Annotated in this window: 22 protein-coding genes and 1 tRNA gene; 7 read left to right on the top strand and 16 right to left on the bottom strand. The window is 37.4% G+C overall.

The genetic code is table 11. The features are described from left to right. Window positions 1-10: 10 nt before the first annotated feature. Window positions 11-2,872: a PAS domain S-box protein gene (locus Q9M50_12180; protein MDQ7091369.1), complete on the top strand. Its 2,862-nt coding sequence runs from the start codon at window positions 11-13 to the stop codon at window positions 2,870-2,872. Window positions 2,873-2,879: 7 nt separating this feature from the next. On the opposite strand, the gene Q9M50_12175 is transcribed toward Q9M50_12180, so the two are convergent. Together Q9M50_12175 and Q9M50_12170 are read right to left on the bottom strand one after the other, a co-directional pair. Then, window positions 2,880-3,263, bottom strand: coding sequence for a transposase family protein (locus Q9M50_12175; protein MDQ7091368.1), 384 nt, complete (start codon window positions 3,261-3,263; stop codon window positions 2,880-2,882). Window positions 3,264-3,289: 26 nt separating this feature from the next. Continuing rightward, window positions 3,290-3,808 (bottom strand): transposase family protein, encoded by a 519-nt coding sequence (locus Q9M50_12170; protein MDQ7091367.1) that lies wholly within the window; start codon window positions 3,806-3,808, stop codon window positions 3,290-3,292. 192 nt (window positions 3,809-4,000) lie between these two features. Here Q9M50_12170 and Q9M50_12165 point away from each other — a divergent pair, with 192 nt between their 5' ends. Continuing rightward, window positions 4,001-4,234: an ATP-binding protein gene (locus Q9M50_12165; protein MDQ7091366.1), complete on the top strand. Its 234-nt coding sequence runs from the start codon at window positions 4,001-4,003 to the stop codon at window positions 4,232-4,234. A 389-nt stretch (window positions 4,235-4,623) separates the two neighbouring features. Further along, window positions 4,624-4,806 carry a hypothetical protein gene (locus Q9M50_12160; protein ID MDQ7091365.1) on the top strand — a complete coding sequence of 61 codons (183 nt, stop codon included), beginning with the start codon at window positions 4,624-4,626 and terminating at the stop codon, window positions 4,804-4,806. Here the strand turns inward: Q9M50_12160 and Q9M50_12155 are convergent. Continuing rightward, the gene (locus tag Q9M50_12155) at window positions 4,803-5,471 is read right to left on the bottom strand and encodes a Crp/Fnr family transcriptional regulator (protein MDQ7091364.1); all 669 of its coding nucleotides are present in this window, start codon (window positions 5,469-5,471) and stop codon (window positions 4,803-4,805) included. The two genes, Q9M50_12160 and Q9M50_12155, sit on opposite strands and share 4 nt — an antisense overlap. A gap of 201 nt (window positions 5,472-5,672) precedes the next feature. On the opposite strand from Q9M50_12155, the gene Q9M50_12150 reads away from it, so the two are divergent. Next, complete coding sequence (locus Q9M50_12150) at window positions 5,673-6,404, top strand: phosphoadenylyl-sulfate reductase (GenBank protein ID MDQ7091363.1); 732 nt, start codon at window positions 5,673-5,675, stop codon at window positions 6,402-6,404. Between the two features lie 354 nt (window positions 6,405-6,758). On the opposite strand, the gene serS is transcribed toward Q9M50_12150, so the two are convergent. The 6 genes from serS to glnE all read right to left on the bottom strand — a co-directional run bounded on the left by serS (window position 6,759) and on the right by glnE (window position 13,379). Further along, window positions 6,759-8,033: a serine--tRNA ligase gene (gene serS / locus Q9M50_12145; GenBank protein ID MDQ7091362.1), complete on the bottom strand. Its 1,275-nt coding sequence runs from the start codon at window positions 8,031-8,033 to the stop codon at window positions 6,759-6,761. A gap of 123 nt (window positions 8,034-8,156) precedes the next feature. After that, window positions 8,157-8,234 (bottom strand) — tRNA-Met (locus Q9M50_12140). Window positions 8,235-8,283: 49 nt separating this feature from the next. Then, window positions 8,284-9,375 (bottom strand): redox-regulated ATPase YchF, encoded by a 1,092-nt coding sequence (gene ychF, locus Q9M50_12135; GenBank protein ID MDQ7091361.1) that lies wholly within the window; start codon window positions 9,373-9,375, stop codon window positions 8,284-8,286. A 106-nt stretch (window positions 9,376-9,481) separates the two neighbouring features. Then, window positions 9,482-9,664: a hypothetical protein gene (locus Q9M50_12130; protein ID MDQ7091360.1), complete on the bottom strand. Its 183-nt coding sequence runs from the start codon at window positions 9,662-9,664 to the stop codon at window positions 9,482-9,484. Between the two features lie 14 nt (window positions 9,665-9,678). Then, window positions 9,679-10,269, bottom strand: coding sequence for an RnfABCDGE type electron transport complex subunit A (locus Q9M50_12125; GenBank protein MDQ7091359.1), 591 nt, complete (start codon window positions 10,267-10,269; stop codon window positions 9,679-9,681). Window positions 10,270-10,544: 275 nt separating this feature from the next. Then, window positions 10,545-13,379, bottom strand: a complete 2,835-nt coding sequence (gene glnE, locus Q9M50_12120; protein ID MDQ7091358.1) for a bifunctional [glutamate--ammonia ligase]-adenylyl-L-tyrosine phosphorylase/[glutamate--ammonia-ligase] adenylyltransferase — start codon at window positions 13,377-13,379, stop codon at window positions 10,545-10,547. 95 nt (window positions 13,380-13,474) lie between these two features. Between glnE and Q9M50_12115 the strand changes: the two genes are divergently transcribed. Further along, a complete protein-coding gene (locus tag Q9M50_12115) occupies window positions 13,475-14,074 on the top strand; it encodes a hypothetical protein (GenBank protein MDQ7091357.1) in 600 nt (199 codons plus the stop codon). Here Q9M50_12115 and Q9M50_12110 read toward each other — a convergent pair. The 3 genes from Q9M50_12110 to argB are packed head-to-tail and all read right to left on the bottom strand — an operon-like array spanning window position 14,071 to window position 17,520. Then, the gene (locus Q9M50_12110; GenBank protein ID MDQ7091356.1) at window positions 14,071-14,943 is read right to left on the bottom strand and encodes a fructosamine kinase family protein; all 873 of its coding nucleotides are present in this window, start codon (window positions 14,941-14,943) and stop codon (window positions 14,071-14,073) included. The two genes, Q9M50_12115 and Q9M50_12110, sit on opposite strands and share 4 nt — an antisense overlap. After that, a complete protein-coding gene (gene recD / locus Q9M50_12105) occupies window positions 14,918-16,612 on the bottom strand; it encodes an exodeoxyribonuclease V subunit alpha (GenBank protein MDQ7091355.1) in 1,695 nt (564 codons plus the stop codon). The genes Q9M50_12110 and recD overlap by 26 nt, the downstream gene beginning before the upstream one ends. Window positions 16,613-16,617: 5 nt before the next feature. After that, on the bottom strand, window positions 16,618-17,520 hold the full coding sequence (gene argB / locus Q9M50_12100) for an acetylglutamate kinase (GenBank protein ID MDQ7091354.1): 903 nt from the start codon (window positions 17,518-17,520) through the stop codon (window positions 16,618-16,620). A gap of 198 nt (window positions 17,521-17,718) precedes the next feature. Here argB and Q9M50_12095 point away from each other — a divergent pair, with 198 nt between their 5' ends. Both Q9M50_12095 and Q9M50_12090 read left to right on the top strand, forming a co-directional pair. Then, entirely contained in the window at window positions 17,719-18,516 is a 798-nt protein-coding gene (locus Q9M50_12095; GenBank protein MDQ7091353.1) for an RnfABCDGE type electron transport complex subunit D, read from the top strand. Between the two features lie 9 nt (window positions 18,517-18,525). Continuing rightward, complete coding sequence (locus Q9M50_12090) at window positions 18,526-18,909, top strand: DUF2330 domain-containing protein (protein MDQ7091352.1); 384 nt, start codon at window positions 18,526-18,528, stop codon at window positions 18,907-18,909. Here Q9M50_12090 and Q9M50_12085 read toward each other — a convergent pair. The 4 genes from Q9M50_12085 to Q9M50_12070 all read right to left on the bottom strand — a co-directional run bounded on the left by Q9M50_12085 (window position 18,838) and on the right by Q9M50_12070 (window position 21,998). Continuing rightward, on the bottom strand, window positions 18,838-19,503 hold the full coding sequence (locus Q9M50_12085) for a DUF6399 domain-containing protein (GenBank protein MDQ7091351.1): 666 nt from the start codon (window positions 19,501-19,503) through the stop codon (window positions 18,838-18,840). The two genes, Q9M50_12090 and Q9M50_12085, sit on opposite strands and share 72 nt — an antisense overlap. Continuing rightward, entirely contained in the window at window positions 19,497-20,003 is a 507-nt protein-coding gene (locus Q9M50_12080) for a hypothetical protein (protein MDQ7091350.1), read from the bottom strand. The genes Q9M50_12085 and Q9M50_12080 overlap by 7 nt, the downstream gene beginning before the upstream one ends. Window positions 20,004-20,166: 163 nt before the next feature. Further along, complete coding sequence (locus Q9M50_12075; GenBank protein ID MDQ7091349.1) at window positions 20,167-20,337, bottom strand: hypothetical protein; 171 nt, start codon at window positions 20,335-20,337, stop codon at window positions 20,167-20,169. A 29-nt stretch (window positions 20,338-20,366) separates the two neighbouring features. Continuing rightward, window positions 20,367-21,998 (bottom strand): Ni/Fe hydrogenase subunit alpha, encoded by a 1,632-nt coding sequence (locus tag Q9M50_12070; protein ID MDQ7091348.1) that lies wholly within the window; start codon window positions 21,996-21,998, stop codon window positions 20,367-20,369. Window positions 21,999-22,069: the final 71 nt, after the last annotated feature.

The raw sequence follows: 22,069 nt of genomic DNA, 5'->3' as shown, positions 1-22,069 counted from the left end.
AAATATGTTTATGATTCGAAAATTTTTTTCAAATCTTAAGGTTATGTCTATCGTTCAAGTTTTATTACTCGCGATTATCTATTTTATTGCAGGTGAACTCAGTTTTGCCTTTGCAATCCCTCATCAATCCTTTACTTTAATTATATTTATCGCCGGTGGTTTTGCATTAGCGGCGGTCATTTTAGTTGGTATTCGAATTATCCCTGGTATTTTCATAGGACAATTATGCCTGGGACTTACTCATAATATTGCTCCTGAAGTCGCCTTAGGCATTGCTATAATTAGTAGTTTAGAGGCAATAATGGCCTCTGTTTTTAATCGGTTATATTTTTCTCAACGATTAAAACAAGTTAAAGATATTAGAAATTTATGGGTATTTATTTTTTTTATTCTTCAACCTTTTACGGTCTCCTTAGGTGTTTTTTTACTTTGGAATTCAGGGGTTATTCAATCGACTCAACTAGAATTTTTTTGGCTTTCTTGGTGGTTTTCAAGTTCAATGGGTCAGCTATTAATAACCCCTTTTTTATTATCTTTTTCTACCGATGAAGAACCTTTAAAACGACAAGTTTATACCCAGTTATTAACCGCACTGTTAATTATTATTATCAGTGTTTTTATTTTTTCACAAATTCAACTAAGTTCGCTTGTTTTCAGTCTAACTACTCTGTTATTGGTTTTTTTTGCGGTTGAATTTGGTATAAGCACCGCAACGTTAGCGACTATAATTTTTGCAATTGTCGCCTTTATTTATACTTATTATGGACAGGGTATATTTATTAGCCACGGGGAGGTATTAATTTATGATTTTATTGTATTTTTATTTACAATTACATTATCCAGTCAATTTTTTTCCACACTTTTTACGCAACAACACCCACAAATAAAAACAGAGGGGAACGTAGAAACAAACTTTAAAGCGATGGAACAGCATTTCATTGATATCATAAATTCGAGTGATAGTATTATTTGGGAAGCCAATGCTGAAAACTTTTGTATCACTTTTGTAAGCTCTCGAGCTGAACGGCTTTTAGGTTATTCAATTTCAGAATGGTATCAAACAGGTTTTTGGCAAGATCATTTACATCCCGATGATAAAATTTGGGCCTCTAAATATTGTATCAATCATACGGCTAAAATGAAGCCTTATGATTTGGAATACCGATTGATTGCCAAAGATGGAACAATCATTTGGTTACGGGATATTATCTCCGTCATCTCAAAAGAGGGGCGGCCTCGTTGGTTGCGGGGGACTATGATTGATATTACGCAACAAAAAAATGCTGAAAAGGCACTGCGAATCAGTGAATTACAATTTAGGACAACTTTTGAACACGCCCCTATTGGAGTGATTAATTTATCTTTAAAAGGAGATTTTTTAGCCATTAACCAGTATTTTTGTACGATGATGGGCTATAGTCATCAAGAACTTTTATCAATGAATATTAAACAAATAACGTTAAGTAACCTTGATGAAATCATCCCAAATTGGATGATAGAAACGGCTAGTAATGGAGTGACTGAAACCCAGTATATTCGTAAAGATGGCAACATAATTTGGGGAAGTGATTCTGTCCATTTATTTCATTATGCCAATGGATTACCTCATTATCTTATTGGAACTATTGAAGATGTGAGTGGACGAAAACGTAATGAAGAACGAATAAAATTGAGTCAAACGTATGGGGGAGTCGTTACGTGGGAAGCTGATTTAAATAAAAATAGACAAACATGGTCAAAAGAAGCGACCCATATTTTTAAACTTCCCCCCTTAAAAAATGCAAGCTGGGAAGATTTTTTAGCGATTATTCACCCTGATGATCGAAAAAAAGCGATGAATAATATACGCGCTCATTTGTTGGATAATACACCGTATGATACCGAATATCGAATTATTGATTGTGATAATCAAATCCGATGGATACGCTCAACAGGACGCGCAGAACGTGATTCAACAGGGAAAGCTATTTTTTTAAGCGGTATTGGGCAAGATATTACTCGACATAAGCTAATGGAACAATCCTTACGTGAGAGTAAGCAACTAATGCAATCCGTTATGGATATTTTGCCCGTGGGGTTATGGATATTAGATGCACAGGGAAATATTTTACAAGGAAACCCAACCGCTAAAAAAATATGGGCGGGTGAGCGTTATGTTGGAATGCTAGAATATGATAAATATAAAGCCTGGTGTTTAGAAACTAAAAAACAGTTAGAATCCAGCAATTGGGCGGCGACAAAAGCGATTACGCAAGGGGAAGCCTCGCTTGATGAGGAATTAGAAATAGAATGCTTTGATGGTGTACATAAAATTATTAATAATTCAGTGGTTCCTTTGTTTGATGATCAACATCAAGTAAAAGGGGCAATTGTCGTTAATCGTGATATTACCTCCAAAAAACAAGCGGAAGAGGAACTAAAACGCTCAAATGCTGATTTAGAACAATTTGCTTATGCTATTTCTCATGATATGCGCCAGCCGTTACGTATGATAACCAGCTATTTAATGTTGTTAGAATCAACGCTACAAAAACAATTAACTCTCGAAACACAACAGTTTATTAATTTTGCGGTAGAAGGTTCGACACGCATGGATGAAATGATTTTAGCCTTATTAGATTTTTCAAGAATTGGTCGAAAAATGGAAGGGATTAAATTAATAGATAGCCGAGAGGCTTTAGATGAAGCACTCACCTTTCTTTCTCCCGAAATTGAACATAATGCAGGGATGATTAAGGTTAGCGGTCAATGGATTCAATTATGGGCTCGTCAAGATCAGATAACACGTTTACTACAAAATCTAATTGGGAACGCGTTAAAATATCATCATCCTGATAGTCCCCCTAAGATAATTATTAGACTTGTTCTTTAAGAAGAAGTTAATATATCATGTTAAAATTCCATAGGATAGCCGCTAAAAAAGAAAATAAATCTTTTACACCTTCTTTTTTATTTCTAAACTTGTCAACTAGGCATCTATATCTTTTCATTCCACCGATTACATGCTCAACAATGACTCTTTCACGACTCATCTCTTTGTTTTCTTTTTTTTGTTTTTCAGTTAATGTTGGGTTTGGATTATGCTTAGATTTATTTGGTTTTTTATGAGGAATATTTACCGAATTAGTTTTATATTCATTATTAAACCCCAAATAACCTAAATCAATAAATATATTAAAATTACTAAACCAATTTAATTCTGGATTAAATTCTTTTTTAAACATTCCATAATCATGATTTTTACCTGGAAAACTAACCCCAATATATAAAATTAAATGACCTAAAGAAGCTATAGTGGTATTTTTAATTGTATGCTGTTTTTTTTACCACTGTAAAATTCATTTTGTTCTTCATAGTCACTAGGGCGTTGTACAGCACGCTCTGTAGCATCTATTATCAATGTTTGAACTCCGCCAAAAGCCTGCTGCATTTCTTCAGGGGTTGAAAAACTTGTTGCAGGTAAAACATTAAATATATCTAACGTCTTTATTAAAATTGGAAATAATTTGTATACATGAGTATGAGCGCATGATTTATTCATATTAAAAGAAAACCCTAAGTGATCGAAAGTAGAATAGCACTTCATATAATTTAATATAAATAATAATTTGTCTGCGGGTGTTTTTAATGTGCTATCTAAACCACTACCGTATTTTCTTTCTTTATTTTCATGTTTTTCTTTTTGATCTTCAATAAGGGTCTTTTCAAATAGAGATAATAGTAAAATAAAATGTTCTGTTTTTAATCCTGTTAAAGCTCTTAACTGTCTATCATCATAAATTCTTGGTAAAATTTCTTTTATTTTCATGTTATACTTTGATTTTTATTTTTTATAGAAATTTATTATAAAGCTTATTTATTATTTTTAATAATTTAATTTAAAGTTTATTTATTAGGCTGTATCAACTGATTGTGAGTGTTATCAAGTATATATAAGCAATTGATTTTAATATATTTTATTTAGAAGAACAAGTCTATTGAGGCTAAAGTAGATGGGGCTTTGTTTCAGGTTAGCATCACCGATAATGGAATTGGTATTAATCCATTAAAAACGGATCGTTTATTTAAAGTTTTTTCACGGTTACAAGCACATAATCATTTTGAGGGAACAGGGGTTGGGCTTGCGCTATGCCGTAAAATTGTTGAGAATCATAATGGCAAGATTTGGGCCGAATCAGAAGGTGATGGCTTGGGGGCTGTCTTTACGTTTATCCTACCCATTAAAAAAATATGACCTTAACCCTTTTGGCCTTATTTTTTACGGAATAAATATTATTCCAACTCCATTCCGTTATTAACCAGCAATGCCTCTTGATGACTGAGAGCTAATGCCAGCTTTTCATTTGCGCTTTTTACATTCCCTAAATAGACATAGGCTTAAGTGCTAAGGGCCGTTGTTCAATAATACCCCGTGTCTGTGGGGTTGATTTATACCTAAACCATGACGATAAAAATCAGGGACGTATTCAACAAAATTTTAGCTTTTCAGTTAAAAAACTTTTTCAACAGACCAAGTGATTCATTATTTTTTCAGCTAATGTGACTTAATCACTGAACAAAATAGCAAAACGATTTATTATTAATTCCGCCATTAAGGTATCTTTTAAATCATCAAGGACTGCTATGACTGATTTCGTTTTAAGTATATTTTCTACTGTTTTTCAAATGAATATGCGTGACCATCACGATATTCCATTTGCAATGCCATTAATGATGGCCGCTTTTGTCGCGGGTATTTTAGGCTTTATTATTGTGCGTTTTATTGATGATGAGCATAAAGAAGATGCTGATGATTCAAAAGGTTAATTCGTTTGTTCACGAATTTTTTCCAAGGCTTGCCGATTAATGAGTTCAATTGTCCCTCTATTTAGCTGCAACCAACCATAACGTTCAAAACGTTTTAAGTGTCGAGAAACGACTTCACGCGCTGTGCCTAATTCGGATGCCAGTGCGTGGTGCGTAATTTTTAAGGGGCTTTCAGATGAGGCTAATAAAAGTTTACTTAATCGAAAGTCAATCGCCCCAAAAACAACATCCTCCATTCGGGTAATCACCGTTGATAACCGCGAAGAAAAATTTTTAAAAACAAATTCACGAAAAAAAGCTGACTGGTCAATACAGCGGTGAAAGGCATGTTTAGAAATCACAAAGGCACTAACATCTGTTTCAGCAATGCCCTCCGCTGGATAATGATCGCCTCCTAATAAGCACGATGTCGTTAAAACACACGAATCGCCTGAGCAGACATGATAAAGCAACATTTCACGTCCATTTTCAGAAATTAATTGTGTTTTTACGCGTCCCTCTAAAAGCAATAAATAATTTTCACACACACTTCCTGGATAAAAAATCTGCTGTCCTGCGGGTAATTTAACTAATTGCGCTGAATCCATTAAACGTCTCATGGTTGCATCACTATTAGCGATGAATTGAGGAAAGTAACGTGTCCATAACGAGTGATGCTTAACCATATTGTTTCCTTATAATGATGAGTCTAAAGATTAATTTTACCTCTATTTTTAGTTTTTGATGGAATCTTTAACGGCTAAAAATTAAAAATTCACGCATAAATGTTAGAATAGCGAGTCAAACAAATCACGTACTCATGCCTGAATTTGTCTTTATTATCTAATATCACCGCTAATAAATATTTTTATAACGTAAGAGAAACCATGACTAAATTAGAGATAGCCACATTACAAGCCGAACTTCATGATAAAAGCCCCCGAAAAATTTTAAGAACCGCATTAAATAATTTTGACACGGTTGCAATTTCTTTTAGTGGGGCAGAAGATGTCATTTTAATTGATATGGCCTTACAAATGAAAAAAGAGATCCATGTTTTTTCATTGGATACTGGACGATTACATCCTGAAACCTATCGATTTATTGAGCAAGTCAGAACGCATTACAACATTGATATTGAATGTTTAAGTCCTGATTCAGCGGCTATTGAAGCGTTAGTTAAAGAAAAAGGCTTATTTAGTTTTTATGAAGAGGGGCATCAGCAATGCTGTGGTATTCGTAAGGTTGAGCCTTTAAGACGTAAATTATCACACTTAGATGCGTGGATTACAGGACAGCGTAAGGATCAAAGTTTAGATACACGACATGCAATCCCTGAAGTTCAATTGGATAGTGCTTTTTCTACGGATGATAAACCGTTGATTAAATTTAATCCTCTCCTCAATTGGAGTTCGGAACAGGTTTGGGATTATATTGAAGCCTATCAAGTTCCTTTTAACCCTTTACATAAACAAGGGTTTATTAGTATTGGTTGCGAACCCTGTACCCGTTCTGTTTTGCCTAACCAGCATGAACGCGTGGGACGATGGTGGTGGGAATCGGAAACCAAAAAAGAATGTGGGCTACATGCAGATAATCTTAAAACGAATAGCAAGTGAAAATTAACCCATGATCCCTTTGAGCCGATGATTAAGGAACGCCATTTTAATAATACCCGAAACTACACATTGGTTTACGCAATAAAACATATAAATCATGAAGAACATGAAGTTTTAATGATTTTTCTTCATGAACTTCATGTTCTTCATGGTAAAAATATATTTTAAGTTTCGGGTATTATTTAGTTCTCATTCCTTAAAACAATATTTCCAAAGGCGGGCTTCCATAAATTTTTGATTAAAAATATAAAAGTTTGGTTTCTCAGCCGTTTACCCGCCTTCATCAAATGGTGACAACAATGAGAGACCCAACGAAAATACCCGCGTCTCTATAGCATTTACACTGTTAGTAGACTAACCAATTAGCGTTATATTCCCCATGTAAGGTAATAAAACTTCGGGGATCGCAATTCGTCCTTGCTCATCCTGATAATTTTCCATAATAGCAATTAATGTTCTTCCAGCGGCTAATCCAGAGCCATTAATCGTATGCACCAGTTCAGGTTTTTTCATCTCAGAATTTTTCCAACGCGCTTGTAAACGACGGGCTTGAAAATCTTTAAAATTACTGCACGATGAAATTTCGCGATAAGTTGCTTGTCCCGGTAGCCACACTTCAAGATCATAGGTTTTAGTCGATGAAAACCCCGTATCGCCTGCACAAAGCAATACTTTACGATAAGGTAAGTTTAATTTTTGTAAAATAACTTCGGCATTCGCGGTTAATTGCTCATGAGCAGCCTCAGAATCTTCGGGCTTAACAATTTGTACCAATTCGACTTTTTCAAATTGATGTTGGCGAATCATGCCCCGCACATCGCGTCCATAAGCACCCGCTTCACTACGAAAGCAGGGGGAATGACAGGTAAATTTAAGTGGAAGTTCGTCAGCATCGACAATCACATCACGAACTCTATTCGTAACGGGAACTTCTGCCGTTGGAATTAAGTATAAATCAGGATTCTCACTGGCTTTAAATAAATCGGCTTCAAACTTAGGAAGTTGTCCTGTCCCGCGAAGACTGGCCGCATTCGCTAAAAAAGGCACATACGTTTCAGTATACCCATGTTCTTGCGTATGAGTATTTAACATGAACTGTATAATCGCCCGTTGTAATCGCGCAATGTGTCCTGTTAAAACGACAAATCGCGCACTGGCAATTTTTGCCCCTAATTCAAAACTTATTTGGTTAATATTTTCACCTAAATCAACATGATCTTTAGGTTTAAACTTAAATTCAGGTAATGTTCCCCAACGACTTATTTCAATATTATCATCTTCTGATTTTCCCGCAGGGACCGCTGCATCAAGAAGGTTAGGAATCCCCTCCATGATGGTGGTTATTTGCGTTTGAATTTGAGTTAAATCGGCTTCAGCGGCTTTAAGTTGTGTACCAAAATCATCAATTTCGGCTAATAAAGGCTGAATATCTTCCCCTTTTGCTCTTGCTTGACCTATTTTTTTAGACCGCACATTCCGTTCATTTTGCAACTGTTGCGTTTTAACTTGAATTTCTTTGCGTTGACTTTCAAGCATTTGATAGGCATCAACATCAAAATCAAAATTACGACGATCAAGTTGAGTTTTGATAAAATCAATATCATTTCTAAATAAACGCGGATCTAACATGAGAAGTCCTTTAAAAGCGAGCTAGTTGTACTCAAGAGGGTCGTTTGCGATAACATCGGCTAACGTGTTTATAGTGAGTTTAACAGGGAGAAGTTTTAAGAATAGAGGTGAAGTACAAAAAGATGGTGGCGACACCGGGGATCGAACCTGGGACCTCGGGGTTATGAATCCCGCGCTCTAACCGGACTGAGCTATATCGCCATTGCACTTGGGTAAAGAGCGAGCATTTTAATTACTCGCCCTTAATTTGTCAAACATTAAATCTAAAATGTATCACATCGCCATCTTTAACATTATAGTCTTTACCCTCTAAACGCCATTTTCCTGCGTCTTTTGCCCCTTGCTCACCCTTGTGATCAATAAAATCTTGGTAAGAAGTAATTTCGGCACGAATGAAACCTTTTTCAAAATCAGTATGAATAACTCCCGCAGCTTGTGGCGCGGTTGCTAGCATAGGAATTGTCCACGCTCTGACTTCTTTAACGCCTGCGGTAAAATAAGTCGATAAATTTAATAAATTATAGGTCGCCCTAACAACGCGGTCAAGACCTGGCTCGTCTAAGCCTAAGTCATCCAAAAACTCTTTTTTTTCTTCATCATCTAATTGTACAATTTCAGCTTCAATGGCGGCACAAACAGCAACCACATTTGAATTGTCTTCCATAGCAAATTCTTTAACACGGTCTAAAAAAGGATTGTTTTCAAACCCATTATCATCGACATTAGCAATATAAAGCGTTGGTTTTAACGTAATTAAACAAAGATCTTTAATTAAAATAACTTCATCTTCGGTTAAGCCTAAAGAGCGTACTGCCTTGCCTTTATCTAAATGCGCGAGGGTTTTTTCTAACACTTTCTTTTTAGCTATCTCGTCTTTATTTCCTGACTTAGAAGCTTTTGTTGCTCGTTGCAAGGATTTTTCAACCGAGGCCATATCGGCAAGCGCGAGTTCTGTATTGATGATTTCTATATCACTTAAAGGATCAACTTTCCCTTCAACATGAATAACATTTTCATCTTCAAAACAACGAACGACATGAGCAATCGCATCCGTTTCTCTAATATTACCTAAAAATTGATTACCTAACCCCTCGCCTTTAGAAGCCCCTGCCACTAAACCTGCAATATCAACAAATTCAATTGTTGTCGGTAAAATTCTTTCAGGATTCACAATTTCAGCTAATGCCTCCATTCGTTTATCAGGAACGGGAACAACGCCTATATTAGGGTCTATGGTACAAAAAGGGTAGTTTTCAGCGGCAATAGTTGCTTGAGTAAGTGCATTAAAAAGGGTCGATTTACCCACGTTAGGTAAACCAACAATTCCACAATGAAGTGCCATAAAATTCTCTTAATAAAAGGTAGGATAAAAATAACCCTGTGGGGTTTTCAGGAGGATTATACAGGGATGAATTTATCGACAACAAAAATTTGTATAGAATTTGAAATTAGACTTCTTTTTTACACCCCCCTTCTTTGCATCCACAACTTTTACCACAGCCTAAACCTTCCTCTTTTACCGCGCCTAATTCAGGGTGTTTTTGTGCATAAGATCGTGCGAGTTGTTGAACCCAAATCCAACCCAGCATTAAGATAAAAATAACACTGATCGCAACTAAAAAATTAATCATAAAAATATATTCCTTTATGCGGTACTACCGCCTAATCCTGCAAAGCCCATAAATGTAAGGGATAATATTCCCGCAAGAATCATGCTTAATGCGGCGGCTTGGGTAATATTAGGTAAATTAGATAATTCTAATTTTTCTCGTAACCCAGCCATTAAGACAATGGCTAACCCGAATCCTGCGCCCGCCCCTAAACTAAATGCGACCGATTGAAAAAAATCATACTCGCGTGACGTCTGAAATAAAGCCACCCCTAAGATGGCACAATTAGTGGTAATTAAGGGTAAAAAAATACCTAAAGCTCTAAATAAAGTGGGACTAAATTTTTTTAAAATCATTTCCACCAGTTGTACCGCCGATGCAATTAAGGCAATGTAGCTAATGAGGCGTAAAAACTCTAAATTAAAATAGACGAGGACAACATTAATACCATAAGCACAGATTGAACTGACAAACATGACAAAAATGGTGGCCAAACTCATATTAAAGGCGGTATCGCGTTTTGCTGAAACGCCGACAAAGGGACAAAGCCCTAAAAAAAGTGCCAAGACGAAGTTGTTAATTAAAAATGCATTTAAAAAAATGAAACTTAAGGATTCGGGGTTCATGTTGATAATTTAAGAGTCGGTTTAGGATGGTGGTAAAGTGTAAATTATTTTTGAAACCAAATGAAGTAGTATTAGGTTTTTGACGTTAACTATTTAGCTGAGACGGTAAATTGTGAAAGGAGTTCAATAGCATTAGAAGACTGTATACCTTATTAAACCTAATCATTAAACGACAAAAAGCCAACTATACGTCCCAACCATTACCATTTTTGAAATTGTTTACGGCGCAGTGGCTTGTTGTTCACATTTTAATTTTTAATACAAACTGTTAGGATTCAACCCATCAACGCCGTCCATAATTTTCCAACAAACTCACGTTCTTCGGTAAAAATAGCCTCCTTAGTAACCGCCTTATGCCCTTGTAAAACTTGTCGATGTCCATAATCTCGATAATGACAATAGGCTGACGTTAAGACCTCGGCCTGTTTAGCCGTAAAAAAATGATGCGTCTCAAGCTTTTTAATTAAATTAATATTATCTGTATTCTGCGTTAACTCAAAATACGCTGAACTGTGTGATAAAACCCCGAATTGAACCATAAACTCAATATCAACAACCCCGCCTCTACTTTGCTTAATATCAAACTGCCCTTCATTTTCTTTTGCCAAGGTTTCACGCATTTTTTCACGCATTTCAAAAACTTCCTTTTTAAGCACGGAAACCTCTCTCGGCAAACTTAAAATACGCTGCCGAATCGCTAAAAAATCAGTTTGTAAATTCGCATCCCCTGCAATAAAACGCCCTCGAACTAACGCTTGATGCTCCCACGTCCACGCCTCATTTTTAAAATAATTCTCATACGTATTTATATTTGAAACTAATAACCCCGAATGCCCACTGGGTCGAAGACGCATATCAACCTCATATAATAGACCCGCTAACATTTTAGTATCTAAAATATGACGAATTTTTTGCCCTAACCGACCATAAAACTGAGTATTGGGAATCGGTTTTTTACCTGTTGTTAAGGTATGTCCCTTTTCACACGCATATAAAAATACCATGTCTAAATCAGAACCATAGCCTAATTCAATTCCGCCTAATTTTCCAAACCCTAAAACCGCAAACCCAGCGACCTGTTCACCCGTATTAACAGGGAAACCATGTTTTTGTATCAATAAATGCCAACTATAATTAATAACATAATCCACAATAGTTTCTGCAATTAAAGTTAAATAATTGCTTACCACCATTAATGGAGTTTTCCCCATAATATCGGCAGCCGCTACGCGTAATACATTAAGGTGTTTAAATTGACGTAAAGCAATCATAACTTGCTCTTCATCCGCTAAATCAATAGAAGCTAATTGTTGCTGTAATTGTTGTTTTAACGCCTCTTTTTCCAAGGGTTCGTATAAAGAGCGTGTATCTAATAATTCATCAAATAAAATAGGATAACGAGCTAAGTACTCACAGACCCATTCACTTGCGGAAGAAAGCTTAACTAATTGGGTTAATGCTTCAGGATTTTCAGCCAGTAACGATAAATAAACATTGCGTCCTGCAACGGCTTCAAATAAAACTAATAGACGTTTTAAGGTTTCATCACTATTTTTAATGAGAACAACCGCGTTAATTAATTTTGGCATCAAACGCTCTAACGTGGCTAAACCTTTCGTCGTTAATCGTTTAATCGCATGTGTTTGTTTAAAATCAACCAGCCCCTTGACAACCGTTTGAATATCGTTAAAGGCTAAACTGGATAAATCATCTTCGGTCGCGGTTCCTAACCAGAGTAAATCACTGCTGTATTGTTTTTCATTTTGCTCCGATACGGAAAAAACAGCTTCAAATTCAGCTTGTACTTGTTCTCTAACAACATTTAAATGCGCTAAAAAATCAGCCCAGTCTGAAAAATCAAGCGAATAGGCTAAAATTTGTTGTACTTGCGGATCTTTCGGTAAATCATGGGTTTGTTTATCTTGATATTGTTGAATATGATTTTCAATACGACGTAAAAAACAATAGGATTCACTCAAGGCTTGAGCATTATTTTTACTGAGTAAGTTTAATTCACCTAAACAGTTTAAAATGGTTAAAATTCCGCGTTGTTGTAATTGAACTTCTTGCCCGCCACGAATTAATTGAAAGGCTTGACCAATAAACTCAATTTCACGAATCCCCCCATAGCCCAGTTTAATATTATCCTGTCCTTTTTTACGTTGTAATTCTTGTGTAATCTGTGTTTTTAGCGAGCGTAATTCTTCAAAAGCCCCATAATCTAAATAACGCCGATAAACAAACGGTTTTAATAAGGCCATTAATTGTTTACCACTTTCAAAATCACCAGCGACTTGACGGGCTTTAATCATCGCATACCGTTCCCATTCGCGTGCTTGGGTGAGGTAATAATTTTCCATCCCATCAAAGGTCATGATAATTGCGCCACTGTCGCCAAAAGGACGTAAACGAATATCTGTGCGAAAAACAAAACCATCCACGGTAATTGCATCTAAAACTTTAACTAAGCTTCGACAAATACGGCTGAAAAATTCGCTATAACGTGTTTGTTTTCGATCATTTAAAATGCCTTCTTCGGCATAAGCAAAAATCAAGTCAATATCCGATGAGTAATTTAATTCCCACGCACCTAACTTCCCCATCCCTAGAACGACAATATTGATGGCGGTTCCATCGGCTAAGGTAGGTATTCCACGACGTTTACAAGCTTCTTGGTATAAAAAATCAAGAGCAGTTTGAATACAGGCTTCAGCTAAGGCCGTTAAGTCCTGTAAGGTTTCATCTAACGTTGACCAGCCCGCTAAATCACGCCATGCAATACGAACCATTTCTTGGCGACGAAAAAAACGTAAACAGTGCATTAATTCATTTTCAGTATTAATACATTGCTTAGCTAGATAAGTCGAATAATTAACCCGATGTTCATTTGAAAATAAAGCCTCAGAGGTTATTAAATCAATCAAAAGAGAAGGATACCGATGACAGCTTTCCGTAACAAATTGACTGCAACAAAATACTTTTTCTAAGGAATATTTTATCGCAGGATGTGTCGGTAAAGACAGGTTAGCTAATGATAGTTTTTCTTCAAATTGGGTGACTGCATGGCTTGTCAGGGGCTGTAATTCGGCAGGAAGTGAAGGTAAAGACATAAGCTTTCCTAGTGATCGAAAATGCCCATAATACCGAAAATTTAACAAAAGGGGGTGAACTTATTTATAATAACGAAAAACAATGGAGTGATTAAATGATGAAATCAGCAAGCCCCTCTGAATTAAGACAATTCACCTCTAAACCTTGGTGGTATCGTATTCGAGGGATTCTCATGATTATTTTAGGGGGAAGCGTCGCTATTTTGTGCCTCATAGCCCCTAATGTCTCTATCTTGGGTGAAAAATTTTCTTGGATTCCTGTTATTGGGGTTTTAATCTTTTTACTGGGGATTTTACGCTGCTTTGATGGCGTAATGGCCTTAACAGTACAAGGGCTTCTGCTGAATATTCAAGGCGGAATCCTTGATATTGTGACAGGATTTTTATTACTTTTTAGTATGAGTGATGATCCTGATAAACTAACCCTTTTAATTGTCGGTTATTTGATTACACAAGGAGTCTTTCGTAATGTATTGCTTTCCGTTGCAAAAATTCCTAATCCCATTTCCAGTCGAACCACAGGAATTATTTCAATTATTTTAGGTCTATTAATTTGGTTTGGATGGCCTTTTTCTTCGCCTTGGTTTCTGGCTTTTTCATTAAGTGTCGATGCTAGTTTTCGAGGATGGGCTTTAATTATGCTGGCATCATCATTGAAAAAAATCCCTACGGATAACGACCAGCCCTTGCCTTAAATTTCAGCTAATAATTGATTAATCATTCGCTCTGCTTGTTTTTGATAACCGTCACGAAATAAATTGAGATGATTTAAAATATGGTAAAGATTATAAAGTATTTTTCTAATGGGGTAGCCCTCATCTAATGGCCATTCATTTTGATAAGCTCTATAGAAATTGCATCCAAAGCCTGCAAATAATTCGGTCATTGCAATATCAACTTCTCTATCTGCATAATAACAAGCAGGGTCAAAAATAACAGGAGCATTGTCTTCGTTAACCGCCACATTTCCCGACCATAAATCGCCATGAACTAAAGAGGCTTGTGGCGAGTATGTGTTAAAAAAAAGGCCGACATCCGCACATAACGTATCACCTTGGGTAAGAAACTTTCCTGTATAACCTTTTTCAGCTAAAAACTGCAATTGTTTTGCTAAACGCTGTTGTTGCCAAAAGCTGACCCAATCATGATCCCACTGATTATGTTGCGGCGTACTCCCAATCGTGTTGTCAAGATGCCAGCCATAACGAGGATGTTGTTGGCGATGAAGTTGGGCGAGTTGTTGACCTAATTGAATTTCTGAGTTTTTATTAAATGCATTTAAATGAATATATTCAAGTATTAAATAAGCGTGTCGCCCATCATTTCCACAGAGAATCACTTTAGGAACATTAATTGTTTTTGTTGTCGCTAATTCACTCAGTCCTTTGGCTTCAGCCCTAAACATAGACTCTAATTCAAGCACATTTAATTTTATAAACCATGAGTTGTTATCTGCTTTTAAATGATAACTTTGGTTAATACTGCCGCCATAAACGGGTTTAAGCTGCGCATTTTTTAAAGACTTACCCGTGATTTGGCTAAGATGATCGAATAATAGTTGCATCGTAATGACCTTTCATTTTTGCAATTAATCCTCCATAACGTGCTACTTTTTGAGCAACGGCGTTAATAAAAACAGCTTTATGGGCAACCACCGTCACTGTTTTTTTTGCTCGGGTAATGCCTGTATAAATAAGTTCTTTCGTTAACACAGGGTTTAGGGTATCAGGTAACGCAATTAAAACCTCGTTAAATTCAGATCCTTGGCTTTTATGAATGGTCATTGCAAAAACAGTTTCACAGGCAGGTAAACGGCTGGGAAGTATTTTTTTAATTGAGCCATCCGCTAATAAAAAATACACGCGAAGCTGTCCATATTGACTGTTATCACTCAAACATAAACCAATGTCACCATTATAAAGTTGAGTGGCGACATCATTTTTAGTAATCATAATCGGGCGACCGTTATACCAATGTCCCGATAAGCCTAATTTTTTTTCCACTAAACGATTAATCTCATTGACCCCATTCGGTCCGTTACGATTTGAGCATAACACTTGGAATTGATTAAAGGCCGCGTAAATAGAGTCAAAAGAGGCATGTTGTTGAGCCAAGGTTAAAAATGGACGTTGCTTATCGGCCATGTAATTAAGGCTATTTTGCGTTAAAACCGTGATCGTTTCATTGGGGGTGGTTAATAAGTCCCATGCTTTCAATCCTTGCTGCTTATTAATCGCCGCCGCAAGTTCTTTAATAACCCCACCAAAGCGATGCGATTTTAGCAATTCAACGGTATGGTTTTTTAAACTCATCGTGAGATCGGCTAATACTGACCCCGATTCTACCGAGGCCAGTTGATCTTTATCCCCCAATAAAATCAATCGAGCGGTCGGTTTAAGTGCATCCATTAACTTACTCATTAACGCTAAATCAACCATAGAAGCCTCATCAATGACCACCACATCATAAGGCAGCGGATTCTCTGCATGATGTTTAAAATAAGGGGATGGCGGCGGTTTTGCGCCTAATAAACGGTGTAAGGTCGTGACTTCTTCAGGAATCGATTGTTTTAGCTTATCTGTGCAATTTAAACCGTGTTTACTGTGTCCAATGGATTCTTGTAAGCGCATAGCCGCTTTACCTGTAGGGGCGGCAAGCGCGATATGTAACGGTTGAAGACTCGCTTGTTGTAATAAGGCTAAAATTTTAACAACGGTTGTGGTTTTTCCTGTCCCTGGCCCCCCTGTAACCATTGAAAAAGCTTGAGTTAACGCCATTTTTGCTGCTTCACGTTGCCAATCTATCGCTTGAAAATCATCCTGTTGCACTGGAAAATAATGATCTAAAGCGGTATTCAAGTCATCAACCTGATAATTAATCACCAATAACTGTTTGAGTTGAGTGGCTAAACGAGTCTCATAAAACCAATAACGATGCATATATAAACAATTTTCTTGAACAATTAAAGGTTTGAGTGACAAATCAGGGGCATCATCTTGCACGTCAATTGATAAAGCCAGTCCTGATGCTAAAGCTAATTGTTGATCGTTCCGATTAATTCGTAAACAACTGTGTCCTTGTGATTGCTCAAACGAAAGCTCGGCTACTAGGTTTTTAAAGCGCGGTTTTTGTTCAGCCTTTAAACAACTTCGTTGGCTTAAAAATTCAGCGAAAGCCCAATCTAAGCGACTAAAGGGCAAGGTATTTAAATTTATCGGGGTGGATTGCATCATTAACTTTAATATAATTGTGTTCCAACGCCTTGATCGGTAAATAATTCTAACAAGACCGCATTATTAACCCGTCCATCAATAATATGAACACTAGAGACCCCGCCTTTTAACGCATCGGTTGCACAATTTGTTTTAGGAATCATTCCGCCATGAATGACACCTTCTGCAATCAATTTATCAACATCGTTGACCGATAACCCTGTTAATAATTGCCCTTCTTTATTCAAGATTCCTTGTGTATCCGTTAGTAAAATTAATTTTTCAGCCTGTAAAACTTCGGCAACTTTACCCGCAACCAAGTCGGCATTAATATTATAAGAACGGCCATCTTTACCCACGCCAATAGGGGCAATCACGGGAATAAAATTACTATGACTTAGCATGTCCACAACAGAGGGGTCAATGCTTTCAACTTCTCCGACATGACCCAAATCAATAATTTCAGAGGCTTTAGTGGCAAGGTCACTACTTTTCATGATTATTTTTTTCGCATGAATAAAATCACCATCTTTACCTGTTAAGCCGACCGCTTTACCGCCACTTTGATTAATTAGGTTAACAATTTCTTTATTAACTAACCCCCCTAAAACCATTTCAACAACATCCATCGTCTCGCTATCGGTGACTCGCATTCCATTGACAAACTCACTATCTTTTCCTAATCGTTTAAGAAAATCACCAATTTGAGGCCCTCCGCCATGAACGACAATCGGGTTAATTCCCACAAGTTTCATCAATACAATATCTTTTGCAAAGCTCTGCTTTAATTTTTCATCAATCATGGCATTGCCCCCAAATTTAACCACGACCGTTTTATTATTAAATCGCTGAATGTAAGGTAACGCCTCGGTTAAAACATGAGCAATCTGTTTTACTTCTTTTTTTATTATTTTTTCATTTTCATTCATTTTCAAACTCGTTGGATTTAAATTATAATTAAGAATGACTTAAAGGATACAGTACTTCGGACAGTTTTAAAAAAGATAGCGGTCTTAATTCTATAAGCAATTGATTTTAAAGGGTTTTATATTTACGAGGTGTGTTGGTAAATTCTTTTTTAAATCAATGGGTTACAAAAACTGTCCGAACTATTGAGGATACCGACTGTGAATAAAATAGCAACTATAGATACGCGCCTCTGGCAGCTAGGCATTATGGCCGGTTTATTATTAGTTGGCGTTTTAGCGCGTGATTTTAGTTTACTACCGAGTCAGGTGGTCTTAACGTTTGTTAGCGGTTTGCTCACACAAGCCTTATTTCTTCATTTTTTAACGATTAGCCAGCGTAGTTTTTTAAGTACGGCGATTACCTGTTTGGGTCTTTGCTTATTATTACGCAGTGCTAATTTATGGGTCCACCCTGTTGTGGTTAGCCTTGCGATTGCCTCTAAATTTATCATTCGTCCCTTTAACACGCATTTATTTAATCCTGCTAATCTAGGGGTTATTTTAGGCCTCAGTTTTTTTCCTGAAACATGGATTACAAGCGGTCAATGGGGGGCTGATTTAACCACCGCACTCTGGCTCATTGCAGCGGGTTTTTTTGTGACTCGAAATGCACAACGCTTAGATATAACCACTTATTTTTTAATCGCCTACGCGTTTCTTTTTTTAAGTATTCGTATCTTTTGGTATGGATACCCCTTAGCGGTTTTTTTTCACCAATTTCAAAATGGAGCCTTATTGTTGTTTGCTTTTTTTATGATTTCAGATCCCATGACAACACCGCATCGACGACTGGGCCGACTTATTCATGCTATTTTAGTCGCCCTAATCGCATATAGTTGGCAATATTGGCTATACTGGAATCAAGGGATTATTTGGGGGTTATTCTGGGCAACTTTTTTTGTTCCCTTATGGAATAAGATTTTCCCCGCCCCTGCTTATCAATGGTCGTCTTCTTAGGAGATTCTTATGTTTAAACAATTACTTTTCTTAACCCTCTTTTTTATACCGCAATTCTCGCAAGCATTTTGCGGTTTTTATGTCGCTAAAGCCGATGCGTCCCTTTATAACCAAGCGTCACAAGTAGTGATGGTGAAAAAGGACGATAAAACCGTATTGAGTTTAATGAACGATTATCAAGGGGAATTAAAAGATTTTGCACTCGTTATTCCTGTTCCAGAAATATTAAAAAAAGAACAAATTCATATTGGAGATAATAGATTATTTAAGCATCTCGATAATTTTACCGCGCCTCGTTTAGTCGAATATCAGGCTACCAATTTAAGACGGGACATCCAGCAATTTCAAAGGGTTAGAAAACACACGCTTTCGACTATTTCTAGGAAGCGGTAACTCGCCCATTTCATTCAGTAGCCATGAAAACAAGTCTGGAAACTCGGTATCAAATAAACGCATGGCGGCGGTTGTGCCATCCTCACGTTTGATTCCGTAGTTATGAATGACCGTCAACGCGTTTAATCGCTTTTTATTCAAACCTCGCCCATTGCGATACATTTGCGATAAACAGCCATTTCGCCCTTCCACCGCAGATGAACTGCGTTGAAACTGCCTTGCCATATGCTCCGCCAATGTTAGCCATCGCTGCATTTCACTGATTGATAACTTTGCACTAAATGGGTCTGATTTGAGCTTATCAGACGCGGTTTCCCAAGCTTTTCGATAGTTTTCCTTTGACCTGCGGCTTTTAGTTTGTTCCATTTTCTGATTCCAATAAACAACGGGTAATAATGTTGTGGTCAACCAATATTCGGTATCCGCATCAAGCCCCAAATTTTGCAAGGTTTCGCGTACCCAAAGCCACCAAAAACTGATGGATACCGCTAACGGTTTTATTTGATTACGAAACTTTTTCATCACGCCTTTATGATCGTTAATCCCTTGTTTTTCCGCTATTTTTTCAAAGGCTCGCGCTCTTAACTCTAGCAACTTCTCAACCTGTTCCGCATCGTTTCTACGACTATCATTGAGTGAAAAAGGATGAACTTCATCCGCAATCCCTTGTAAGTTTTCGTGATAATCTGTTTGTATTTTTTGGCTTCTTCAAGCTCTTTTTCAGCCGTTATCCGTGTTGTTTTAAGTCCAATAATTTTCTGCATCGTTGCCGTTTTAGAAACAGTAGACTCTGCGGTTTGCGCTGCTTGCCGCTGTTTTTCAGCCCTTGCTGCACGCCTGCCGATTTTCGCGCCTAACCAGCGACTCATATCTTGTTGAGCATGAAAAATATCTGCCCCCGATTCGCACTTAAACCCCGTCACTGCCATTTTTATCAACGCCTTAGCGCGATCACTAATCGCATGATTAACCTCAATGCCTAATGATTCTAATCGTGGCGAAACCTTTTTATACCAAGTATCGTAGCACCTATCATCGCTAATATCTTCCAACAAAAGATAGCCAGAACGTAAGTCCATTAAAACTAAAATCATAAAGTTGCCGAAAAAGTCTCATCCAGCCCAGCAACAACTTTACGTGTTTGTTTTTTCACACTTTTTTCGCATTCTTGCTGAAACTACGGCAATAAGACTTCCATTTTATTGATTTGAGTCCGCAGTGCGTCGGGTGATACGCCCACATGGGTGTCAATCCGTATCATTTTAAAAACAGCGATAAAGTCTCTGCACCTACGCCTGCCTTTAATCCAAAGACATACAAGGCGGAAAACACCATTAATCTTTGCCAAGAACTACCTGCCTCGGTTTCCCATAATGATGATTCAGGATGTCGATTTCGCTTTGTTTGCGCTTGACGATGACGATGCACACTGCTTTTTGAGCGACCAACAATTGAAGCTAAGTTACGAACAGTTTGCTTGCCTGTTGTTGTAATTTCAGCGATAATTGCGTGACTAGCTGCGCGTATTTTCTGTGTTGTTCTGTTTTTTTAGTCATTAACCTATGATACAAGAATATCGCAGTTAGTTCTTTATTTTGTCCCGTCTTAAGTTGGTAGCCATTATGTTTGATGAGTTTATCAACCAACTCCCCGTTGGCATCCACTAATTCGAGTTGCAACGGCATTTTTCCTACGGCATGAGTTGCACAGGATAAACAGGGGTCATAGGCACGAATCGCCACTTCTAAGTTATTTAATAAGGGTTCTGTTAATTCTTGACCTGATAAATATTCAGCGGCAACTTGGCGAACCGACTCATTCATTCCCGTGTTATTACTGGTAGTTGAGACGATTAAATTAGCTTTCGTGACAATATCATTTTCATCCACTTGGTAGTGATGAAATAACGTTCCTCGTGGTGCTTCAATCACCCCGACCCCTTCAAAACGTTTTTCACCTTGAACCACTAAGTCAGACCCCATAATATCCACATCATTAAGGAGTTTTTCGATACTTTCAGCGCAATGAAGCACTTCAATTAATCGCGCCCAATGAAAAGCTAAGGTGCTATGAACCATTGATCCGGGACTATGTTGTTTAAATTCAACGCGTGCCTCTTCGGCTAACGGCGTATCAATAAAATCACAGGTATTAAGCCGCGCTAAAGGCCCAACACGATACCAACCTTTATCTTTACCTAGTTCGGTGAGGTAAGGGAATTTCATGTAAGTCCATGAACGAACCTCTTCATGAATGTAATCATTGTATTTGCAATAATCGACCTGATCCATAAGGATCTGACCTTCCGTATCTTTTACCCGAATTCCACCATGATAAAACTCTAAAGCCCCATTTTTTTTCACTAATCCAAGGTAATTGGATGGAATCGTCGCAAAATCATCATAATAAGGTAGGTTTGAACAATGTACTTTTTTAATCAAGGCGACCGAATCGTTTGCCCACGCAATAATTTCTTTAATATCTTTTTGTAAATAATCGCGCTCTGATCGGGTTAGGGATTTATTCATTCCCCCCGCAATAGCCCCTGTGCCATGAATCCGTTTTCCAGAAACCATTCGAATCACTTCTTGGCCATATTTTCGTAACTTAACCCCCTGCAATCCAATGTCAGGGTAATCGTTTAATACCGCAATAATGTTACGTTTGCTGATGTCACTTTCAAAACCAAACAATAAATCAGGACTTGAAAGGTGAAAAAAATGTAAGGCATGAGATTGTAAGACTTGTCCGAAATGTAACAGTCGCCTTAATTTATCTGCGGTGGGGGTTAAATTTTCAGGATCAACGCCCACTAATTGGTCAATCGCTTTTGCCGCCGCTAAATGATGACTAACGGGGCAAATGCCGCATAAGCGTTGAACCAAAACGGGAAGTTCCCAGTAAGGACGACCTTGGATAAAGCGTTCAAAGCCTCTAAATTCAACAATATGTAATCGAGCTTGTTTAACCTTGTTATTTTCATCCAATAAAAGGGTTACTTTTCCATGTCCTTCTACACGAGAGACGGGATCAACAACGACACGTTTTAATGTTTCGGGCGAGACGGCTGTTTCTAAATTTTCATACATAAGCTAGGACCTTAAGCAAACTGGAAAACACGTAGGGAGGGCGGCTAAATCCACCCTACGGTACAAAAGAG

It is taken from the genome of Methylococcales bacterium (assembly GCA_030949405.1).
GTDB lineage: Bacteria > Pseudomonadota > Gammaproteobacteria > Methylococcales > Methylomonadaceae > WTBX01.
This window is presented reverse-complemented; position numbering and strand designations above follow the sequence as displayed.

Excerpts from the sequence above, each read along its gene's own strand:
- Q9M50_12150 (MDQ7091363.1), top strand. The coding sequence starts at position 5,673 with ATGACTAAATTAGAGATAGCCACATTACAAGCCGAACTTCATGATAAA.
- Q9M50_12115 (MDQ7091357.1), top strand. The coding sequence starts at position 13,475 with ATGATGAAATCAGCAAGCCCCTCTGAATTAAGACAATTCACCTCTAAA.
- Q9M50_12080 (MDQ7091350.1), bottom strand. The coding sequence starts at position 20,003 with ATGATTTTAGTTTTAATGGACTTACGTTCTGGCTATCTTTTGTTGGAA.
- glnE (MDQ7091358.1), bottom strand. The coding sequence starts at position 13,379 with ATGTCTTTACCTTCACTTCCTGCCGAATTACAGCCCCTGACAAGCCAT.
- Q9M50_12130 (MDQ7091360.1), bottom strand. The coding sequence starts at position 9,664 with ATGATTAATTTTTTAGTTGCGATCAGTGTTATTTTTATCTTAATGCTG.
- recD (MDQ7091355.1), bottom strand. The coding sequence starts at position 16,612 with ATGATGCAATCCACCCCGATAAATTTAAATACCTTGCCCTTTAGTCGC.
- Q9M50_12160 (MDQ7091365.1), top strand. The coding sequence starts at position 4,624 with ATGACTGATTTCGTTTTAAGTATATTTTCTACTGTTTTTCAAATGAAT.
- Q9M50_12180 (MDQ7091369.1), top strand. The coding sequence starts at position 11 with ATGATTCGAAAATTTTTTTCAAATCTTAAGGTTATGTCTATCGTTCAA.
- argB (MDQ7091354.1), bottom strand. The coding sequence starts at position 17,520 with ATGAATGAAAATGAAAAAATAATAAAAAAAGAAGTAAAACAGATTGCT.
- ychF (MDQ7091361.1), bottom strand. The coding sequence starts at position 9,375 with ATGGCACTTCATTGTGGAATTGTTGGTTTACCTAACGTGGGTAAATCG.
- Q9M50_12125 (MDQ7091359.1), bottom strand. The coding sequence starts at position 10,269 with ATGAACCCCGAATCCTTAAGTTTCATTTTTTTAAATGCATTTTTAATT.
- Q9M50_12155 (MDQ7091364.1), bottom strand. The coding sequence starts at position 5,471 with ATGGTTAAGCATCACTCGTTATGGACACGTTACTTTCCTCAATTCATC.
- Q9M50_12090 (MDQ7091352.1), top strand. The coding sequence starts at position 18,526 with ATGTTTAAACAATTACTTTTCTTAACCCTCTTTTTTATACCGCAATTC.
- Q9M50_12110 (MDQ7091356.1), bottom strand. The coding sequence starts at position 14,943 with ATGCAACTATTATTCGATCATCTTAGCCAAATCACGGGTAAGTCTTTA.
- Q9M50_12070 (MDQ7091348.1), bottom strand. The coding sequence starts at position 21,998 with ATGTATGAAAATTTAGAAACAGCCGTCTCGCCCGAAACATTAAAACGT.
- Q9M50_12170 (MDQ7091367.1), bottom strand. The coding sequence starts at position 3,808 with ATGAAAATAAAAGAAATTTTACCAAGAATTTATGATGATAGACAGTTA.
- serS (MDQ7091362.1), bottom strand. The coding sequence starts at position 8,033 with ATGTTAGATCCGCGTTTATTTAGAAATGATATTGATTTTATCAAAACT.